Annotated in this window: 20 protein-coding genes and 1 riboswitch; of the genes, 7 read left to right on the top strand and 13 right to left on the bottom strand. The window is 60.0% G+C overall.

Going from position 1 to position 18211, the window contains the following annotated elements; genetic code table 11:
- The 7 genes from H7C86_RS19235 to H7C86_RS19205 all read right to left on the bottom strand — a co-directional run.
- Positions 1-478 (bottom strand): DnaB-like helicase N-terminal domain-containing protein (locus tag H7C86_RS19235; RefSeq protein ID WP_259349249.1); only part of this gene is annotated, 478 nt, incomplete at its 3' end.
- A 36-nt stretch (positions 479-514) separates the two neighbouring features.
- Entirely contained in the window at positions 515-841 is a 327-nt protein-coding gene (locus tag H7C86_RS19230; protein WP_182262072.1) for a hypothetical protein, read from the bottom strand.
- Between the two features lie 31 nt (positions 842-872).
- A complete protein-coding gene (gene nrdH / locus H7C86_RS19225) occupies positions 873-1103 on the bottom strand; it encodes a glutaredoxin-like protein NrdH (RefSeq protein WP_182262071.1) in 231 nt (76 codons plus the stop codon).
- Between the two features lie 589 nt (positions 1104-1692).
- Positions 1693-3258: a ParB N-terminal domain-containing protein gene (locus H7C86_RS19220; protein WP_182262070.1), complete on the bottom strand. Its 1566-nt coding sequence runs from the start codon at positions 3256-3258 to the stop codon at positions 1693-1695.
- Positions 3259-3343: 85 nt separating this feature from the next.
- Complete coding sequence (locus H7C86_RS19215) at positions 3344-3592, bottom strand: hypothetical protein (RefSeq protein WP_182262069.1); 249 nt, start codon at positions 3590-3592, stop codon at positions 3344-3346.
- Positions 3593-3643: 51 nt separating this feature from the next.
- Positions 3644-3850 carry a hypothetical protein gene (locus H7C86_RS19210; protein WP_182262068.1) on the bottom strand — a complete coding sequence of 69 codons (207 nt, stop codon included), beginning with the start codon at positions 3848-3850 and terminating at the stop codon, positions 3644-3646.
- Positions 3851-4189: 339 nt separating this feature from the next.
- Positions 4190-4351, bottom strand: coding sequence for a hypothetical protein (locus tag H7C86_RS19205; protein ID WP_182262067.1), 162 nt, complete (start codon positions 4349-4351; stop codon positions 4190-4192).
- Between the two features lie 257 nt (positions 4352-4608).
- On the opposite strand from H7C86_RS19205, the gene H7C86_RS19200 reads away from it, so the two are divergent.
- Together H7C86_RS19200 and H7C86_RS19195 are read left to right on the top strand one after the other, a co-directional pair.
- Complete coding sequence (locus H7C86_RS19200) at positions 4609-5127, top strand: hypothetical protein (protein ID WP_182262066.1); 519 nt, start codon at positions 4609-4611, stop codon at positions 5125-5127.
- Positions 5128-5383: 256 nt separating this feature from the next.
- Positions 5384-5465, top strand: a riboswitch (ZMP/ZTP riboswitch).
- An 18-nt stretch (positions 5466-5483) separates the two neighbouring features.
- On the top strand, positions 5484-5984 hold the full coding sequence (locus H7C86_RS19195; protein WP_182262065.1) for a GNAT family N-acetyltransferase: 501 nt from the start codon (positions 5484-5486) through the stop codon (positions 5982-5984).
- A 224-nt stretch (positions 5985-6208) separates the two neighbouring features.
- Here the strand turns inward: H7C86_RS19195 and H7C86_RS19190 are convergent, their stop codons facing one another.
- The 3 genes from H7C86_RS19190 to H7C86_RS19180 are packed head-to-tail and all read right to left on the bottom strand — an operon-like array spanning position 6209 to position 8135.
- Positions 6209-6697, bottom strand: a complete 489-nt coding sequence (locus H7C86_RS19190) for a nuclear transport factor 2 family protein (RefSeq protein ID WP_182262064.1) — start codon at positions 6695-6697, stop codon at positions 6209-6211.
- Positions 6698-6753: 56 nt separating this feature from the next.
- A complete protein-coding gene (locus H7C86_RS19185; protein ID WP_182262063.1) occupies positions 6754-7653 on the bottom strand; it encodes an SDR family oxidoreductase in 900 nt (299 codons plus the stop codon).
- Positions 7650-8135: a nuclear transport factor 2 family protein gene (locus tag H7C86_RS19180; protein ID WP_182262062.1), complete on the bottom strand. Its 486-nt coding sequence runs from the start codon at positions 8133-8135 to the stop codon at positions 7650-7652. Before H7C86_RS19180 ends, H7C86_RS19185 begins: the two co-directional genes overlap by 4 nt.
- A gap of 104 nt (positions 8136-8239) precedes the next feature.
- On the opposite strand from H7C86_RS19180, the gene H7C86_RS19175 reads away from it, so the two are divergent.
- From H7C86_RS19175 to H7C86_RS19165, 3 genes are all read left to right on the top strand, one after another.
- A complete protein-coding gene (locus H7C86_RS19175; RefSeq protein ID WP_182262061.1) occupies positions 8240-8908 on the top strand; it encodes a winged helix-turn-helix transcriptional regulator in 669 nt (222 codons plus the stop codon).
- A 643-nt stretch (positions 8909-9551) separates the two neighbouring features.
- On the top strand, positions 9552-10973 hold the full coding sequence (locus H7C86_RS19170; RefSeq protein WP_182262060.1) for a DUF1214 domain-containing protein: 1422 nt from the start codon (positions 9552-9554) through the stop codon (positions 10971-10973).
- Between the two features lie 383 nt (positions 10974-11356).
- Complete coding sequence (locus tag H7C86_RS19165) at positions 11357-11731, top strand: hypothetical protein (RefSeq protein ID WP_182262059.1); 375 nt, start codon at positions 11357-11359, stop codon at positions 11729-11731.
- A gap of 484 nt (positions 11732-12215) precedes the next feature.
- On the opposite strand, the gene H7C86_RS19160 is transcribed toward H7C86_RS19165, so the two are convergent.
- Together H7C86_RS19160 and H7C86_RS19155 are read right to left on the bottom strand one after the other, a co-directional pair.
- Positions 12216-14819, bottom strand: a complete 2604-nt coding sequence (locus H7C86_RS19160; protein WP_182262058.1) for a TrlF family AAA-like ATPase — start codon at positions 14817-14819, stop codon at positions 12216-12218.
- 241 nt (positions 14820-15060) lie between these two features.
- Positions 15061-16323: a DNA cytosine methyltransferase gene (locus H7C86_RS19155; protein WP_220463466.1), complete on the bottom strand. Its 1263-nt coding sequence runs from the start codon at positions 16321-16323 to the stop codon at positions 15061-15063.
- 212 nt (positions 16324-16535) lie between these two features.
- Between H7C86_RS19155 and H7C86_RS19150 the strand changes: the two genes are divergently transcribed.
- Together H7C86_RS19150 and H7C86_RS19145 are read left to right on the top strand one after the other, a co-directional pair.
- The gene (locus tag H7C86_RS19150; protein WP_259349248.1) at positions 16536-16766 is read left to right on the top strand and encodes a helix-turn-helix domain-containing protein; all 231 of its coding nucleotides are present in this window, start codon (positions 16536-16538) and stop codon (positions 16764-16766) included.
- Positions 16763-17776 carry a Cfr10I/Bse634I family restriction endonuclease gene (locus H7C86_RS19145; RefSeq protein ID WP_182262057.1) on the top strand — a complete coding sequence of 338 codons (1014 nt, stop codon included), beginning with the start codon at positions 16763-16765 and terminating at the stop codon, positions 17774-17776. The genes H7C86_RS19150 and H7C86_RS19145 overlap by 4 nt, the downstream gene beginning before the upstream one ends.
- A 1-nt stretch (position 17777) precedes the next feature.
- On the opposite strand, the gene H7C86_RS19140 is transcribed toward H7C86_RS19145, so the two are convergent.
- A complete protein-coding gene (locus H7C86_RS19140; protein WP_259349247.1) occupies positions 17778-18209 on the bottom strand; it encodes a very short patch repair endonuclease in 432 nt (143 codons plus the stop codon).
- Between the last annotated feature and the right edge of the window lie 2 nt (positions 18210-18211).

Genomic DNA, 18211 nt, shown 5'->3' with positions numbered 1-18211 from the left:
CACGGGATCCAGATAATTCGTCTTCGGGGAGTTCTTCGGCGGCTTGGGCGAGGGAGCGCGCTGCTTCGCGGAATCCGCGGCGGTAGGCCTGGGTGAGGACTGCGGCGATGTTGTGCTCGAGTTCGGCGGAGGGGACGCCGATGGTGGTGATGTCGGTGAGTGCTTTGGTGAGCTGCTTCCCGAGGTGTCCGCTGGTGCGTCCTTCTTGCTGCAAGGTGGTGAAGACGTGGGCGCTGTTGTGGGGTTTGCCTGCGGTGACGAGTTCGGAGATGGCGGTGAACAGTGCTGCGTTCACCGGGCGGTAGAAGTCGGCGCCGGTCAGGGCTGCGACGGCGCGTGTCGCGCTTTCGGCGGGTGCCCAGAGCAGCGAGCACAGTAGTTGAGCTTCGACGTCGAGGGCGGTGCTGTATTCGTCGATCTCGTCGCTTTCGCTGGTGAGGTCGTCGAAGTCGGGGACTGTGGCGAGCGAGAGTGTCACGTCGGGGTCCTTGCTGTCGCCGGTGGGCATGGGAGGTCAGGGGCGGGGTGTGGTGAGTTGCCGGTGGCTGCGCAGGATCGCGGCGGCGGCGCGGAGGTTGCGGGCTGCGTCGGCGAGGTAGGTGGCGATGTCCTGGTCATAGGCTTGGGGCACAATGCCTTCGGCCGTTTCAGATGTGTCGGGGGCGGCGTAGAGGTTGCGCAGTTCTTCGCGTGCGTCGCTGATGCCGGCGAGGGAATCGTCGAGGGCGGCGAGCATGGTGCGGAGTTTGCGGTCGACGGCCGCGCTGCTCTCACGGAGTTCGGCGTCGAGTGCGCGGTCGACGAAGTCTGCGTCGGGGGTGAAGGTGAATGCTTCGGTCATGTCGGTTCTCGATTCTTCTCGTGGGTTGATGTCAGGCAGCTGATGCGAGCTTCTTGATTTCGTCTGGCCTGAATCCCGAAAAGTGAACGTCTCCGGCGACGACGACGGGGGCTTGCAGATATCCCAAACTCATGACGTAATCGCGGGCCTGGGCGTTTTCGGTGATGTCGATAACGCTGTATTCAATTCCCGCTTTATCGAGTGCGCGGTAAGTGGCATTGCATTGCACACATGCAGGCTTGGTGTATACGGTGATCACCATTTCAATCCCCCTCGTCGGTGATTTGTTATTGATTTTATTCTATCGAACAATGCGATATAAACCAATACTTTCGCGGGCATTTCTTCGATTAATTCCCCCTTTCGTTAATGACATATCCAATCATTTCGACATTCGTTCACTAACGCAGATCACAGACGTCAACAGCTATCTACATGCGCTCTACATGCGCTCTACCTGCGCTCTACCTGCACTTTCTCCCCCTCCCCCGGTATGTGACGATATTCTGGTCTCGGCGGGAGTGGGTCAAGGTGAGCGAAAGGAAAAAATATCGGAGCGCCGTTGTTCGAGCGCGCGAGTGGCGCGTATGGATATTATTTTCGGAGCGGCCTTGATGCGCGAGTGCCGGGATAGAAGAATGCTCACACCGGGGCGGGTCGGTTCTTCTCCTTGCGCTTTTTCGTGGTTCGCGGCCGGCGGCCGGGTGCTTTCTCGTGTGTCTGTGGTGGTGTCCGCATTCCGCCCTTCCGGTCCGCCGGCGGCTGTGACCGCCGGCCGGAGGTGGAAGGTGCGGGGCGGAAGGGCGGACGATCCCCAACCCTTTCGGGCCGGGGATCGCCGCAACATCGGGTCAGTCGATCGCGACTTCGTCGAATGTGAGCTGTCCGGTGATGATTTCCTCGACGGCGGCGAGGGTGTAGCCCTGCTCGGTCAGGAAACTGAGGTACCGGTCGGCGTTCTTCGGCTTGGCTCGCCATGCGTCTTTGACCATGCGCGACTCTTGCGCGGCGATCACGAGTGCGAGGGTGAGGACCTGGGCGCGGGCTTCGGACGCTTTCGCTGCCATCTCTGCAATGGCCTTGCCGGTCTCGACACTCGGAAAGCCCATCAGCTCTGCCAAGACGTCACTGGCCTTGTATTCGGTCATCAGGTGCGGATCGCGGGCGATCGTCGCCGCGACGTACGCCGCTGCCGTCTTCGGTGGGGTCTTGCGGGCGAGCAAGCTCGTGCGCAGGAACTCGCGGCGGACGGTGGTCGCGCTCTCGGCCTGCTTGTTCAGCTCGCGGACCCGTCGGCGTTCCTGCTTGTCCTTCGCATCCTGCTCGCGCACCGTCCGAGCTGCCTCGGCGGGGTCTTTTCCGCTGCCACCTGCGGCGGCCGGAACGGCGGTGATGATCGGACGCGGTTCAACTCCTGCGCCTTGCTGGTCGATGCACCAGTATTCCGGTAGGTATTCGGGTCGGTAGTCGACGCTTTCCGCGTGCCGTAGCCCTTCGGCGGGTACGGCAGAATCGTCGTCCTCGGTGTCCCAATCGACATCGTCGTAGTCGACGCGCTCGCCTGTGGCTTTGTCGAAAAATGCGTCGTTCAATCCCATGAACACTGCCCAGAACTGCGGGGCTGCGTCGATCACGTCTTGGGTGACCTCGGCGCCGTCTGTGGTGACCACATCGGCCGGAGACAGCACATCATCGCCGAAACTGACGTGATCGTGGGGAAGGATCGTAAATCCCTTCTCCTCGAACGGGGCTGCGGCGCGGGCGTATGCCTCCCGTTCTTCGCGCAGCCCGCGCAGTCGCTCCGCTGTGTGGTCGAAGTTGTGATACCTGGTGGCCAGGAGCTTTTCGACGGCTTCGGCGTCTCCGGCTTCCTCGAACTCGGCTACTACTGCGGCGTGTGCGAGGTCGAGTTGTCCGGCGTCGAGGGCGGCTCGGGCGGCCTCGGCTTTTCCTACCGCTGCTTGGGCTTTGACATCCCTTTTGTCCATCGCGAGGGTCTTGGACACCTTCGTGATGGATGCGCCGAATTCGAGCATCTGCGCGACACCTCGGGTGTGCTGCGCTGCGGTCAACCCTTCGCGGTGCCGGTTGGCGGTGATCTGCTTGCCGATCCGGTCGACGGCACGGGCCTTGTCGCTGCCTGCGGTGTCGGGGTAGATCACGACGGGGACGGTGGTCAGGCCGGTTTCGCGGGCGGCGAGGGTGCGGCGCTGGCCGTCGCGGACGACGATCGTTCCGTCTGCGGTTCGTACGGCGCTGATCGCTTCGAGTACTCCGTTTTCGCGGATCGACTCGACAAAGTCGGGGGTCTGCGACAAGTCGACGCTGTCGCGGACGTTCTCGCCGATCTCGAGGGTGTCGGGGTGCAGCTGCGCGACCTCGATTGCTGCGGCGGGGGCGGTGTGTGTTGCGGTCATGGTGTTGCCTCTCGTAAACTTCGGGACACGACACCGGGCAGGTAACAGCTGCCCGGTGTTGTGTTGTTTCCGTAGGGTTTTCGTCTCAGAATGTTGCGGGTTTCAGGATCACTTGGTCGGCGTTCGGGTGACGGTCTCGGCAGCTATCGGCTTCGATGTGCTGATCCATCAAGTCGGCTGCGTGGCCGTGGTAGTCGAGGGCGATGAGCAGAGCGACGTACGTGTCGACTTCTGAGCAGCAGTTGTGCGCGACGACGCTTTCGAGATATTCCGGCGTCTCGAACAACTTCGCCCATGCATCCGCGCTCTCGCAAATGTGGTGCAGGTCGTACATGGTCGTTCCTTTCGGTCAGTTCGGCGTCTTGGTTCGGGTCAATGTTTTCGGTCATGCCGCGAGGTGTGCGGACGCGTCTGCGAGGGCTTTCGCGGCATTCTCGAGGTGGTCGTTGCGGGCCTCTCCGGGCGCGAGTTCGTTGGCTCGGTCGAGCTGATCGGCTGCCCAAGCTGCGAGGGTTCGGGCGCGTCCGCGCCGCTGCTGCTCGGTCAGGGTGGGCGTGACGGCTTCCTCGATGTTGCCGATGTTGATGCACATTTACGTGACCTCCCGTTCGGGGCTGGGGCACTATCTCGTACCCCGCCAATTTTTTTCGCCTTCTGGCAAAGGAGAATCGAATCGGCATGAGGGGGCCGGAGCGCAACTTCTGGGCCGGGAAAATTTCTCTGCGAGCGCAGCGAGTGTGGGTTGAGAAAATTTCTCGGAGCCATCGGCCGGTGCTTGCGCCGCCAGGGGTTGCGCGCAGGTCACCGCCGATTAGAGTCGGAAGGCCAGAAGTGAAAACAAATCAATGCTTTTTCCGGACGGAGCGAAGCGGAGTTCCATTCAGGGGACACCGAAGGTGGCCGGGCCGCCGGGCAGGCGGATCGGAAACAGCTACCGATCGCGGCGAAGCTCGTCGGTGCTGACGGCGTCCTCGCTCCCGCACAGGTCCAGGGTGATGCGATTCTGTCCGTTTCCGCTGGTAGCGTCCACCTGAATCACGGCCACCCAGCTACCCGAACTGGTCTGGAACCAGGCGTACTGCCGTGCCGGCATGATGCGGGGATTGTGGGACACGACAATCGACGCAAGGATGTATCGGGTTTGTAGGATCTGAACGAACCGAGAAAGCTTGGGCATTCTGTTTGCGGGGGAGCAGAATCCGGAGACATCTTGCCCTGCCATTGTTTGTGTTGCGACTTTCGCGGGGAACGCAAAATCCGCAAAGTTCCATTCGGTTACCTGCAAGATTCAGTGCGCTCTCGAGGGGGCGTTTGCACACGATGCGTATCCGGTAGAGCAGTCTTAGCGTCATGGTTGTTGCGGATGAGACGGTGATGGTCGACAGTGAACTGCTGGCGCAGGTGGTCACGAAGTACCGGCGGGAAGTTAAGCAGTTTCAGGTGGGCATGTTCGACCATTCCGCGGAGTTTCAGGCGAAGCCGTTCAAGGATTGGGATCCGCCGTCAGTGGTTGTGCGGTCGGTGTCTGATCGATTCCTGAACGTATCGGCGATTCTCTCGCATCTGTCGTTTGAGAAGGCGTTTCCGAAGGAATTGGACGATCCGGAAGCCGTAGAAATCCACCTCTCGTTTGGCGCGCATCATAAGAAGCTGAGGAAGCCCATGAAGGTGCCTTCGGCTGAGGCTGTGGCGTGGGCTGCGGCCATATTCGGGCCGTGGGCGTCGAGCGCGTATTGGCAGGGTCCGATTGTGGCGAACACTTTTGGGCATCCGCAGGCGTTGCATTTTGTGTTGTATGTGTCGGGGGAGGGTGTGCCGCGTCAGCCACCTGAGATGGGGTTCGTGCACAAGAAGTTGATGCTTTCGTGATGACACCGGAATTCCGGTATTCGATTGGGAGCCGTTCGGAGACGTAAAGCGCACATCCCAACTACCTGACTTGGCATTCAAATGCCTATCCGCTGTCGCGAACACATCCCCATCAGCGACCGAAACGCCCCTGGGGCGGATCGCCCCGTCGAGCCGCCACTGCGACGGATCTCAATATGTGAAGCAAGCTCCCTCGGTAGCGGACACTACGTCAGACACACAAAGCACGACCCCCGATAATGGTTAATGCTAGGTTATCCGGCACGGCAACTGGCGATGGGTGGGTCACCACCGGGGAGCCCTGCACAAACGAAGCGTCGTCCGCCTGGGTGCTTCACCACTTCTGGTGAAGGAGAATGCCCGTGGTCGTTGTACGTCGTGCTGAGAGTGCCGACGCGGCCGCTATATTGGCGCTACGCCATGCGGCTGAGGACTGGCTAGCGTCACGATCCATAGACCAATGGAAGCCTCGTGAAATTCCACTGTCGACTATCGATCAGCAAGTCGCCAGCGGTGAGTTCATCGTCGGACTTCGGCCGCAAACGCAGTACATCGTCGCGGCAATGCGGCTGATTTGGTCGGACCCGAAGATCTGGACCGACGACGAGGACGCCTGCTACGTCCACGGACTCGTTATCGATCGTTCTCGCGCAGGCACCGGCCTCGGAACAGCAATGCTCGGTCACGCGTCCGATACAGCACGTAGGGCCGGTGTTGGCCGTTTGAGACTCGATTGCGCCGAAAGCAATGCCGCTCTGCGTAGCTACTACCAGCGCTGCGGCTTCACTGAGGTCGGCCGCCGTGATTTCGACGACGGCCAGTGGTTCAGTGTCACGCTGTTCGAAAAAGCGCTCTAATCGACTCGCTGCCACGCACCCCAGCAGCCGGCGACCATTCGCGGTCGTCGCCGAGCAGCGCCCAGACAGCCCGCGCTCACTTCGGCAAATCGCTCGGCCGAAATTGGTTGCAGCACAGCTCCTTAAGAGAATTATTGGTGAACCTGCATATCAAAACTCGTCGTATTGCCCCGTGCTCCTGCGTGAAGGAGACCGGGGACCGTCGGGTTCAGACTGCCGCGCGGTCAGCCCGCTATCGCGGTCCTGCGGGCTCGCTGCCAGGTAAGGGCGAGGGCGATGCGCGGTGCGGTTACGGCGAGGCGTAGGCGTAGGCGGGCGAGGATAGAGGTATGGTCGCGGACGTCGAGGTGGGCGTGCATCGTATGGTGGGTGACCAGTCCATCGCGGAACGTCCATATTTCGGTGCCGGCTTGGTTGAGTTCGTTATGGAAGCCGCCGGTCCAGGTGAGCGCGATCGTGGTGGCATCCGCGCACCGCACAGTTTTCGTTACGCGTAAGTGTTGCGTGCGCCAGAGGGTGGCGAGTTCGGTTGCTGCAGCGTTGATAGCGGTTCGGCCGACTAGGTGTTGTCGGGCTCCGTCGATCACCCATTCGGCGGTGGCATCTGGGGCGTACAGGGCTGTCCATTCGTGAATCGATGCGGTGTTGGTAATGCGTTCGGCGTTGGCGGCGAACGCATGTCCATCGAGAGCTTGCAGTCCGGTGTTGGTCATCGGTGTTCTTTCGTTCGGTTGGGTTCAGCTGCTGCGGATTGCGAGGCTGGTGGTCATTACCGGCTGTCACGGTCGGAGGACGGGCTCTTGCCTGCCATCTCGAGGGCAGCCTGCAGGGGGAGGGGTGTGATGTGTGCGAACGGCTGTGTGCGTGTGGGGTCGACGACGTAGTCGAATCGGTTGATGCTGGCGAGATGTCGACTGAAGTGAAACGAGTCATCGGTGAAGCGCGAAGTAAGGAACGCGTCGAGCGTGGGCGTACTCCACGGGACTCTGACGATCGGTCTGTGCAGGTTCAAGGCGTCCATGATCGCGCGTACGAGCTGCTCATGTGTGGGTTCGCCCGACGCTGGGATATCGACGATGCGGCCGATCTGTTCGGGGGTGGTGCCGGCGTGGACCAGACACTCGGTGGTGGTGGCGATGTCGACGACAGCCATGCGATGTCTGCGCCACGGGCCCATCGGGATCAGGGGAGCGCGGCGAATGAGTTGCAGGTAGGGCTGCAATCCGCGTGACTGGTCACCGAGGACCATTCCGGCTCGAACGACGATCATCCCGGGCAGGGCGAGGAGTTCCTGCTCGACGGCGAGGCGGTTGCGTTGGTAAAGCGGTGCAGGTGCGCCGTTGGGGGCGGGGAGGGTGCTGAGGAAAACGCAGCGAGTCAGCGCGGACGAGTTCGCGGCTGACGCGAAGTGGCGGGCCGCGGCGAGGTCGCGGCCGTCTTGATCGGTCGAATCCAAAGAATGCACGAAGTAGTAGGCGGCATCGATACCCGTGAGCGCCTCCGACAGTCCGACTCCGGTAGCGACGTCTCCGACGACGACCTGGTCCAATTCGGCTGGAGCGCGGCGGGGGTCGCGGACGAACCCGCGCACCCAATGACCATGCTCTCGCAGTCGAGCCGCGATGCGGCTGCCGTTGTATCCGCTGGCACCGACAACGAGAACTCTCACGATGCGCTCCCACGCGCTGGTCGGGTGACCGTGTGCAGCGATGTGTGCCCGTATTTCCAGGGGCGGGAACTGCCCGATCGCCACCACGACCGCCACACCGACGGGTGTCGAAGCATTGCCAGCACCAGCGGTAGCGGGTCGAAGAAGGCATCGCGTTCTACAGCTTTACCGTCGCGTAGAAGCAGCCGGTCCACACACGGCCACTCGATCCGTTGTCCACCCCAGCTCGCATGCAATCGCAGCTCGATGAACACCACCTCGGCGTCCCCGTGCCAGCGCACGATCTCCGCTCGCAGGTCCGGCATCCACCCCCCTAGAGCGTCGAACTCCCTTTGAACAGAGCGGATTCCGTCCAAGCGTTTGGTGAGTGGCTGAACGAGGATGACGTCGTCATGCAAGATTTCGGGCAGCCTCGCGGGTGACGGGGCAGCCCAGAAGTCGATGAACGCGTCGACGAAGTTCCGCGCTTCAGTAGTTGCCACCAGATGTCCTTTCGATAGGGGATATGCCGATGACTGTTACATAAAATTTAGAAGTAGGCAATACCAAATTACCTGTGAAGACTTCATTTATGTAAGCTGGCTGTATGACGCGGCGCAGCTATCAACAGTTTTGCGGGTTGGCCAGTGCGCTGGATACCGTCGGAGAACGATGGACGCTACTCATCGTTCGGGATCTGATGGCAGGGCCGAAGCGCTACACCGACCTGGCGGCATCGCTGCATGGCATCGGTACGAGCCTGCTCGCCGAGCGCGTCAAACAACTCGAAGCAGACGGGGTGATCACGCGGCGGGATCTTCCACCTCCGGCCGCGTCGACGGTCTACGAACTCACCGACATGGGATGGGAACTCGCCGACGCCCTGGTGCCACTGGCAATCTGGGGAGCCCGACACCAACTCAAGCCGGAACGAACCCCTGACCGACGCTTTCAGCCGGAATGGAGTCTGACCGTGTTCGCCAGACTCATCGCAACCAGTGAGCCGGAAGGGCGCGGAGTGTACGACTTCACGATCGACGGGGAGAATGTCCACATCACCCACGTCGGCACATCGACCACCGTGACCCGAGGCCTCGCGCCCGGTGGTGCCGACGCCACGGTCACCGGCGATTCGGGAACCGTCGCCGGCTTGGTCGCCGGTCGCCTTGCTGTCGCTGAAGCATTGACCACGGGCAGCCTGGCAATCGACGGAACCGATACCGCGTTGCATACTCTCGTCGCAGCGTTACCTCACACGGCTGATCGCCCGAACTGACCGATAGCCGTCGTCTGGACCCCGTGACGATTCGTGTTGTACGAAGACGTTGTCCATGACGACTTTTGGACGAAAAGTACTGCAGCAGAACAATACACAGCAACGTAACTGACATAATTTGAGTTATCGGCGAATCATTTCAGCTGGCATTCTGCTGAGCTGCAACAGATCTGCCCCCTCGCGGATGACTCGGGGGGACTGTCAGTTGTGGCGATTTGACAGCGCCGCAACCGAGACCCCGGCCCTGCACGTCGAGCCGGGGCAGTTAAACGCCATCTGCGTTGAGCACACAACCCAGATGACCCTCTTTCGGTGCGCGGTCAGTCATCCGTGCGGCCACGCTCGTTCCATCATAAACAGCATAATCGGTATGTATTGGACTCCCTTGCGCTACCAACCGGTAACCCTGCGGACCTCGAATTCAGCTCGACCGCCGCCGTACGTCGCGTCATGCCTTCGCTCAGTTCCGGGATGCACCGCCTCGTTCTTCATGCTCTGGACCGAGCGGCCGAAGTCATCGGCGGATGGGCGCCGCGGGCTCTCTTGATTCGGCCCATGACGGCCCTCTCCGGCAGGTAGCGTCCGAACTGTGGTCACTAGGGCATCTGCCCGGTTTCGACTCCCCGAACGAAAGGTACGAAGTATGTCCACCCTTCGCGATGCACGGTTGACCGGCGACGAGTCCATCGACACCCCGTTCGGCACGATCACCCTCGAACACGGCTTTCCCACGGACGACTCCTCTGGCCTGCTCTTCGATCAGCTCGATGCTCAACGCGCCGCCCAGGTGTACCTGTGGGCGCTTCCTCTGGTCGGGTTCGTCACCTGGCGTGAGCGCGCGGCGAAAACCTTCGACGCCACCCAGTTCGGCGACTTCGTCGTGTACGACACGCTGAGGGAGAAGCGGGGCATCGTCACCGCCAACCTCACCACCCCATACATCATCAATTTCACCAACATCTCCGACGGACCAGTGCTCATCGACTACCCCGCCGGCCCAACGGCGGGCGGGGTCTTGGACTTCTGGCAGCGACCAGTGGTCGACCTCGGTCAGACGGGACCCGACCAAGGCAAAGGCGGCGGCTACGTCATCCTCGGCCCGGACGACGACGCCACCCCATTCGAGGGATCCGGTCGATACGTGGCGCGCTCGGAAACAGTCAACATCTTCATCGCCTTCCGAGTCCTCACCGACGACCCGAACCTGATGGCCTCGTCAAAGCGTGGCCTCGCGCTCGGCCGGGCCGGTTCCACGCCCACACCCGTCCGATTCATCGAAGGCGTCGACACAGAGTGGAGCGCAACGCCCTCCCGCGGCCTCGGTTTCTGGGAGGATCTCGCCACTGCGGTGGACGAGGAATCCGTCCGCGAAGTCGACAAAGCCCTGATGGCGATGCTCGAACCTCTCGGGATCGTCAAGGGCGAGCCGTTCGCACCCGACGAACGCCAGCGACGCCTTCTCCTCGAAGGAGCCACGCTCGGGGAATTGATGGTCCGCAACATGCAGGTCAACCCGAGACACACGAGCCCGTTCTGGGTGGGCACGAGCTGGTACAAGCTCATCGACTTCGAGATCGAGCAGGAAACCGACACAATCTTGCAGATCGACCAGCGTGCCACCTTGTTCTACGAGGCAGTAACGACCACCAAGGGCATGGTCCACCCCACCCCAGGAACCGGCCAGGTCTACCTGACTACGAAGCGGGACAGCGAGGGCCGCCTGGTCCGGGCAGACCGCTCATACCGCCTACATGTTCCCGCGGACGTCCCCGTAGCCCAATTCTGGTCGCTCACCCTCTACAGCGAGGACACCCGGCGGCCGTACGAGAACGGCGGCACCGATATCCGCAGCGTGAGCCTCGACAGCCGGGACGAGAACCTCGACTTCAACGACGACGGCAGCATCGACCTGTACATCGGGCCGTCGGCACCCCACGGCGCCGAAAACAACTGGATGAAGACAGTCGCAGAAGACGGCTGGTTCGTCTACTTCCGCATGTACGCAGCCACCAAACCGTTCTTCGACAAGTCCTGGGCTCTGCCCGACTTCCAATCGATCCCATAACCCCCGGCAACACCGCTTCAGTTGCTCGATCAGCAATGCCCACGCTGCAATCGCTGGATAGTGGATTCATCGACACTGACCATTCCGCGGCGGAACACGCCGTATGTTGCGAGACTGTTGCCCGATAGGGTGATGCCCCCGACCTGAGCCAGATTGGGGGCATCCTTCACTCGGGAGAGAATCGCTCATCTCACGAGGAATCGTCATACTGCCACACGTGACCGTTTACCGGTTGAATGTCATGGCATCTGGTCGACAGTGCTCCCAGCCAGCACTTCTGATGGTGCAGCAGCTCGTTGCGAGCACTCCATTACGTGCGCACCCGGTCAAAACACCGAGCTACAAGTCCTGACGAATCCGATGTTGTTGTCTACGCTGGGTAAATGCAAGTGGACGGTATCGACGACCACCTCATCGAGGATGCAGGAGAATTGGTGCTCGATTCCCTCGACGTCCTCCTCGAACGTGTAGCCAGCCGACCGGAATTCGCACCCAAAGCAGGCTCACCAAAATGGCTCAGCGAATGGAATGACCGCGATTCCGATGCGGGACGTGCCCGCGCCCGTCAACACTTGCTCCTCAGAATTGCTCTTGCTGCTGCCGCTCACATCACCCCACGCACGGACATCGAGCTAGCCCGACAGATGGGCATCCCCCAGGACATGATCGAACGTGCACAAGGAGTGCGCCCTCGGTCACGGAAACGTAAGAGCCGAAACATATCCGATGGATCCCCCGTGCAACCTGCACTGTGGTGAGGCTCGATCAAAAGCACCACGACCACCCGAAACACCGATGAAGGATGCCCGCTCGAGGCAATCTTGTCTGCCCATAGCTGCCGCGCCACCGCTGCGCGCCGGCTTGCCAACGGATATGCAATCGACAGTCCCAGCGACCGAGTTCCCATCGCCCTCAACACCGTCGAGAACTTGGCACCCGCAACAATTCGACATTGATTCTCGACACGGGTTCTCGACAAACTCGACCTGCACAATCCCCGCGGCCGACCAGATGCCGAATAACGATTTTCGGCAGAAGCCGTACCCGGCGTTCCCATGCAGCTCTGAACCTGCAAACATCCACTAGGAACCACCTGGCAGAACGTTAAGAAGTTCGCTGGAAGTGACCTGCGCCCTGTGTCTACCCATAACAGGTGACCGCCGAGGTCGGTAGTACGCCGAAAGCGACACTCCCCTCCCGCCTGCATGACGCTCAAAGTGCCGTGGTCGGATGCGATTCGTATCAGAATCCATAGAGGTGGTGTCGGGCGTTGAACGCTGTGGGTCCGCCTTCCAGGATGTTCTCTGCCAGCGCCCGGATAGAGCTGTCGTCAAGTGAGCCGATCCCGCCCTCTGCCGGCTTGCCATGTGTCCCGTCACTCTCAAGCGCGATAATTAACTCCGCATCGCCTAGTACAGGGACATTGGCATTGTGAGTGCTCGCGATGACCTGGCGGCTACCCTTCAAATTGCGAAGGTTACGCACGATGCCCTTGTAGACGAAGTTGTTGTCGAGATCGTCTTCCGGTTGATCGATGATTAGTGGCGCATTCGATGCACCCAACAGCAACAGCAGTAAAGCGGTTGCCCGCTGCCCTTTCGAGAGTTGATCCATCGTGCGGAGTCCAGAGTTGCCGTCGACTTGGAGGAGCACCTCAACAGCGAGCTCGACCGAAAGCTCCTCCAGCTCGCGGGCGAGTGCCTCTCCTGCTATGACGAGACCTGCGGCTTGGGCACCTCGGATATCGAGTTCGGCAAGCGCATCGGTGCCCTTGCGGATGGCGGCGGCAAGCGCCCGCGGCGAGAAATCCGAAGTGTTGACAGCGGCATTGATCTGAGTGCGCTGCCCGGTTGTGTTGTCCTTTATGACGTTCAGGATGTGGCTACGATCGGCGGATGGGACCGGACGCACGACAACTACGCCACCTGTCGCTTTATTCGCCGCCCGCACTGCAAGCTGTAGTTGCTCTGTTCGGCGAGTCCCGTGTCTCAGCAGTTCATCGAGAAGCTTGTCTCGTTGCTCAAGGAGCTTGTCGACCTCCCTTTCTTGCGCGATAAGACGTGGCTTCGAAGTCTGCAGGTGAGTCAGCTCGGCTTTGGCGGATACGTATTTGTCTGGCTCGAGGCCCATTTCATTGAGTTCTCGCAGTACTTGACCGTATCCGGCGAGCTCGGTAGCAGTAGCTGTTTCCCATTCCTGTCTGGCCGCGTCGATTTCAGTCTCAGCCACAGCAAAAGCTTGGATGGTCTGGGCGCCGATCTCGACAAGCCTGGCGTGGAGTGTCGTCACCGCTCCCGTGACACGCTGTAATCGCGCTTCCTGAGGCGCGTCTTGGGTGTATTCCACTGGCGCGGTGAGGTCGCGGATCTGCTGTGTCTGGATATAACTTTCGTAGCTCTGTCGTGCTGCGTCGACGCGGTCCCTGCCCTCTTTGAAAATTGCCTGATCCTGTGTAAGGCGTTGCTGTCCGGCCAGTTTGGCGGGTACATCGGTCTTCTCGTAATGACCGACCTGCTCTTCTAACCGTCCGGCCAGAGCCAGCTCGCTCTCAAGTTCGAGCTTGGCATCTTCGGTTCGCTTCAGGTCCTCGCGGTTCTTCCTAAGCTTCGACAGAGTTCGTGTCAGCTCGATGTCCTCGCCGCCGGACCCGTCGAAACGCCGGACGAGTTCTGCGACGCTTGCCGAATCACCTGCCAGCTCGGCTAGTTCGTGCTGCCCGAAGATCTCGACCGGTCCAATGGCATCTTCTGGCGTCAGCTTGGTCCGTTTGCCGTTGGCGTCAAGGACTACCGGCGGATGAGGAACTTCACGTTCGACGGTGAATCGCTGGACGGTGGGCATCACCGCCTCAACCTCCACGCGGACGATGGTGCCGGCGTGCAGCACGTGATCAACCATATTCTTGTGGTCGGATTTCATCTGCCGCGAGATTGCGTCAATGTCGAGCGCATAGCGAATACTCTCGATGACCGTGGACTTCCCGGCACCGCGACCACCGATTAGGGCCGTCAGATCCTCTGAGATCGGCAGCGAGACTCCATCGAGATAACCACCCACCCAGGAGACTCTTTTGATTGTCGGACGAGGTGCGACGGTTGGGTCTTCTCGGCGGACGCGGGTTTCGGGAGTGCGCACTGCGAGCTTGAGACTTCCGAGTGAAGGGGTGCTGATTTTGAACCAGCAACTTGCTCCGGTGGTGCGTAGCTGGCGGGGCCCCATCACGTCGTCCGCGTGGATGATGGCCAGTGGATGTTTCCTCTGGAAGTGGCCAGTGCCTTCAACCACTGCCTGCTGGTCCCTCGCTTCTGCGACGCTCGGTGTAATACCGATGACGTGCAGATCTGGATGCTGGATCATCGCAGCCAACGGTTGCCCGGAGCGCGTCGTAAGCATCCCTGCAGGTTCGACGTTGACGTGAGCGGGGATCGGGAGTGCTCCGTCGGCCGTCATTCGCTCCATAATTTTCGCGTAGGACTCGCCAATCGTGCCGTTGCCGCATCCAGGAGAAACGCCGCAGCGGCCTATAGAAGCATTAATTATTGAGAAATCGGTCCCCCCCTCGAAAATCACGAGGACATGAATACCCTCGGATGAATTGGCTTCAAAGCCCGGGAGCGCGACGATCCCTCGGGACGTCGCCGCATCGACGAGCCCGCGAGCCGAATCGACACACCAGTGATCAGTGACTGCTATTAGGCTAATGTTCTGCGCAGCACATTCGTCGAGGAGAGCAGTATTGTATTCCTCCTCAGTCGCGAAGAACCTTTTCGGAGCGCTTCGGCCTTCATATGTGTAAGGATTTACCTGAAGGGCTGCGCGAATCCATTGGGCACCGTTGCTTGTCACTCGGTCCTCGTCCTTTGCTCTTCACCCAGATCATGCATCCGGACGACAACTCTAAAACTCACCTAAATTACTCAGAGACAGCCTAAATGCACAATACCAATACCAATGCAAATGGCTCATATTGGAGATTAAAAAGGCTAAGCCATGAACCCTCCACGGACTAAGTCAACGTGACGCCGCCGCTTCCGCTCTCGTCGCCGATCGGAGCGGAACGACAATGGTTTGTGGACCAGCTCTGAGGCTATCCCGCGGCCTCGGCTGTCAACTCCAAGGAGAGTTGCTGCGACTTACGCTTTCGGCCATTCGAGATCGTGACAATTTCCGCGCTAGGGTCGAGAATGTCCAACGCGTCTGCAGCCGCCCGGGCAACAGCACGTCCGAGGATCGGCGGCACCGCGTTCCCTATCTGCTTAAGCATCTGCCACTCGCTGGAGTGGAAGACGAAACCATCATGGAACGACTGGAGGCGAGCAGCTTCCCGAACAGTAATCCACCGCTCAAATTTCGGATGAACCCATTCCGATAGGTCCCGGTGCATCTGCGCCAAAATCGTGTAGGCGGGACGGTCCACCGGCAATCGTCGCCATTTCTCGGGGCGGAGGCCATTCCAAACGTCCTTTGGAAGACTGTCTCCCTTCGCGCCTGGCTTCAGCAGGGCGATCAAGTCCTTGCGCCGCTGCTGAATTTCCTTCGTGTGGTGGTTACTGAGACCTTTCGTATCGATCCCACGAGCCGCGACCTTATATTTTGCGGAGTAGTAGCTGCCACTCCTGTCGAGTCGCATGTCGTCGAGGAAATCGGATTTGACACGCGAGGAGGGATACTTGACATCCTCGTAATGGATTGCCGTCGTTTCCGGAAGATCCCGAATCGCTGCCCACGCGGTGGGAGCCTCACGCCCATGGTTTGCGAGCGAGTCAGCGAGGAACTCGTTGATCTCGACTCCGAGCTCTTCACCATCCCGGATCCCAAAAAAGATGGCTCGCTTACGGACCTGAGGTACCCCGTAATCTGATGCTGTCACGACTGTGACACCGCAATTCTTGTAGCCTGCCTCACGAAATGCAGCAAGGACCTCCTTCTTGAACCGTCCCTTTCCGAGAAGGAGCATGTTCGGAACGTTCTCCATCAAAAAGACCTTCGGCTTGAGCTGCTTCAACACGCGGATGTACTGCAAATACAGCTCGTTACGTGGATCGTCGAGGATTCGTGTTCCGATCTGGCTATAGCCCTGGCACGGTGGACCACCGAAAAGTAGATCAACCTCAGTAGTCGAGAGGGCATCGAACCGCTCGCTGGCTGTACCCCATGTGGCTGACTCGCTATTCAGAAAGTCGTGCACATCACCTTCGAACAGCGGCACTTCGGGGAAGTTCGCGCGATACGTCTCACATGCGAATCGGTCCATCTCTACCGCAGCGAGCACGCTAAAGCCGGCTAGACGTACGCCTTCACAAAACCCCCCGCAGCCCGAAAACAGCGACACAGCAGTACGTTCAGACACGCAACTCTCCTCCTGGTAGTCAAGGCACACGCAGCGTATCCACGTAGTCCGACAGGTTCTTACTTCACCGGCGAATGTTACATTTAGTCCACATTTCGTGTCCCATTGCCCCAGGCGTCCACAAATAGCGATGGCGTGCGTCACACAAGAAAACGCGAATGTGACTTATAGTCCGTGGCCTCATCGTCTACATCGCCATACTCTGATCCATCGTGCCTCTTGTCGAACTTCCTGCCCGCTTCGGGCTGGTCGTACGGCGTGCCCGTATGTCTGTCGGGCTGTCGCAAGAGGGCTTGGCCGCCGCAGCTGGCCTCGATCGGACCTATATAAGCAGCCTGGAACGTGGAAAGCGAAACCCAACATTGATCACGCAGGAGCGCATTGCGGCGGCACTGGGACGTCCGTTGTCGACGTTGGTCGCTGAAGCCGAGGGACTGTCGTGACCTTCCGATACAGCCAGGTCGAAATAGACAAGCTAACGCCGGAACAGCGCATGATCGACGATTTGCGAAATAAGCCGATCCGTAGGCGTAATACGCAATTCAGGTTGATGCAAGGGAATATTCTCGCCTACACGTTCGACGAGACACTGCCAGGCTGGGGTTCTCCAGGCTTGAATAAGATGCCATTCAAGCAGGTCGTGGATCAGGCCCTCGAAAACGCTACTGCCGAAGGTCGGCACTATTACAAGCAAGACTTTCAAGTAGCATCGAATGCTGTTGCCAAGGTCACGGGCGACATTTACGAAACGCTGACAAGCGCCATCCTGTGGGATGCCGCTACGCACTGGAATCGATTCATGTGTGGTGGCGATTGGCCGGCGTCGCCGCGATACCAGCGTCCCACGGCAGGCAGATCCCCAAAGCGGCAAGTGGCAGTACTTAATCTTCCGCGGCGCTACGACTGGGTACATCTTCTCGAGCCTCAGGCCACCGCGAAAATTTCGGAACTGAGGGACTCGCTGGGTGGCAGAGACCTTTCGATGCCGACCTCCACACCGGATATCGCGATAGTGGTTCTTCCGGAGGACGTACGGGCTGATGACGTCTGGAGAACACCGATCGCCAACCTCAGACTGCCTGCCCAGGCTGTACTGCGCGACGCGCACAAGCTCGTCAAAGGAAAGGTCGAACCCGGCGAGATCATTCTTGCTATGGCGCTGAAGAGCAGTCTTCGCTCCGACCGCTTATATCAACCTTTGTATGAGGCAAATGTCATGCAACTGATCCTGGAGGGCCATTTGGGAGCACCTCGCGTGGAATTCGAGGTTCATGCACTCACCGCAGAAGGAACAAGTGCCGACGATATCTACCGGGCTGCTTCCCTACATTCTGCCGGTATGCCTTATGCGCACAGGGCAGTTCGGGAGTTGTATCAACCGGATGACGGAAGTCAGATCATCGCGCGTTTCCTGTCATTCCTTGACCAGCGGATGGCTCAGGTGGCTCTGTAATCTAGCCAGACTCGCGGGGTCCTGTCGGTTGCCTTCCCATTTCTTCAAGTGTCCGGTACACCGCAGCGACACAACTCGCCGGATCATTTTGGACTTCGAAATCCCAGAATCGAACGACCTTCCAACCCATCTCCTTAAGCGTCGCAGTATTCCTCTTATCCCTCTCCTGGTTATTTGTGATCTTTTCTTTCCAGTACTCAGTTGCCCGCTCAGGGTGCCAGTGGTCGGGGTGTCCATGCCAAAAGGCCCCGTCAACGAAGATTGCGACTTTCCATCGGGTGTAGGCGATGTCGGGCCGACCAGGTACGTCTCGTAGGTGGACGCGATACCCGACTGCGCCGACAGCCCGCAGTCCCTTCCTGAGCGCCAACTCTGGCTTTGTGTCCTTGGACCGTATCGCCGCCATGACCCGAGACCGGCCTGCGGGCGTCAAGT

It is taken from the genome of Rhodococcus sp. UFZ-B548 (genome assembly GCF_903819475.1).
Classification (GTDB): Bacteria; Actinomycetota; Actinomycetes; order Mycobacteriales; family Mycobacteriaceae; genus Rhodococcus_F; species Rhodococcus_F erythropolis.
This window is presented reverse-complemented; position numbering and strand designations above follow the sequence as displayed.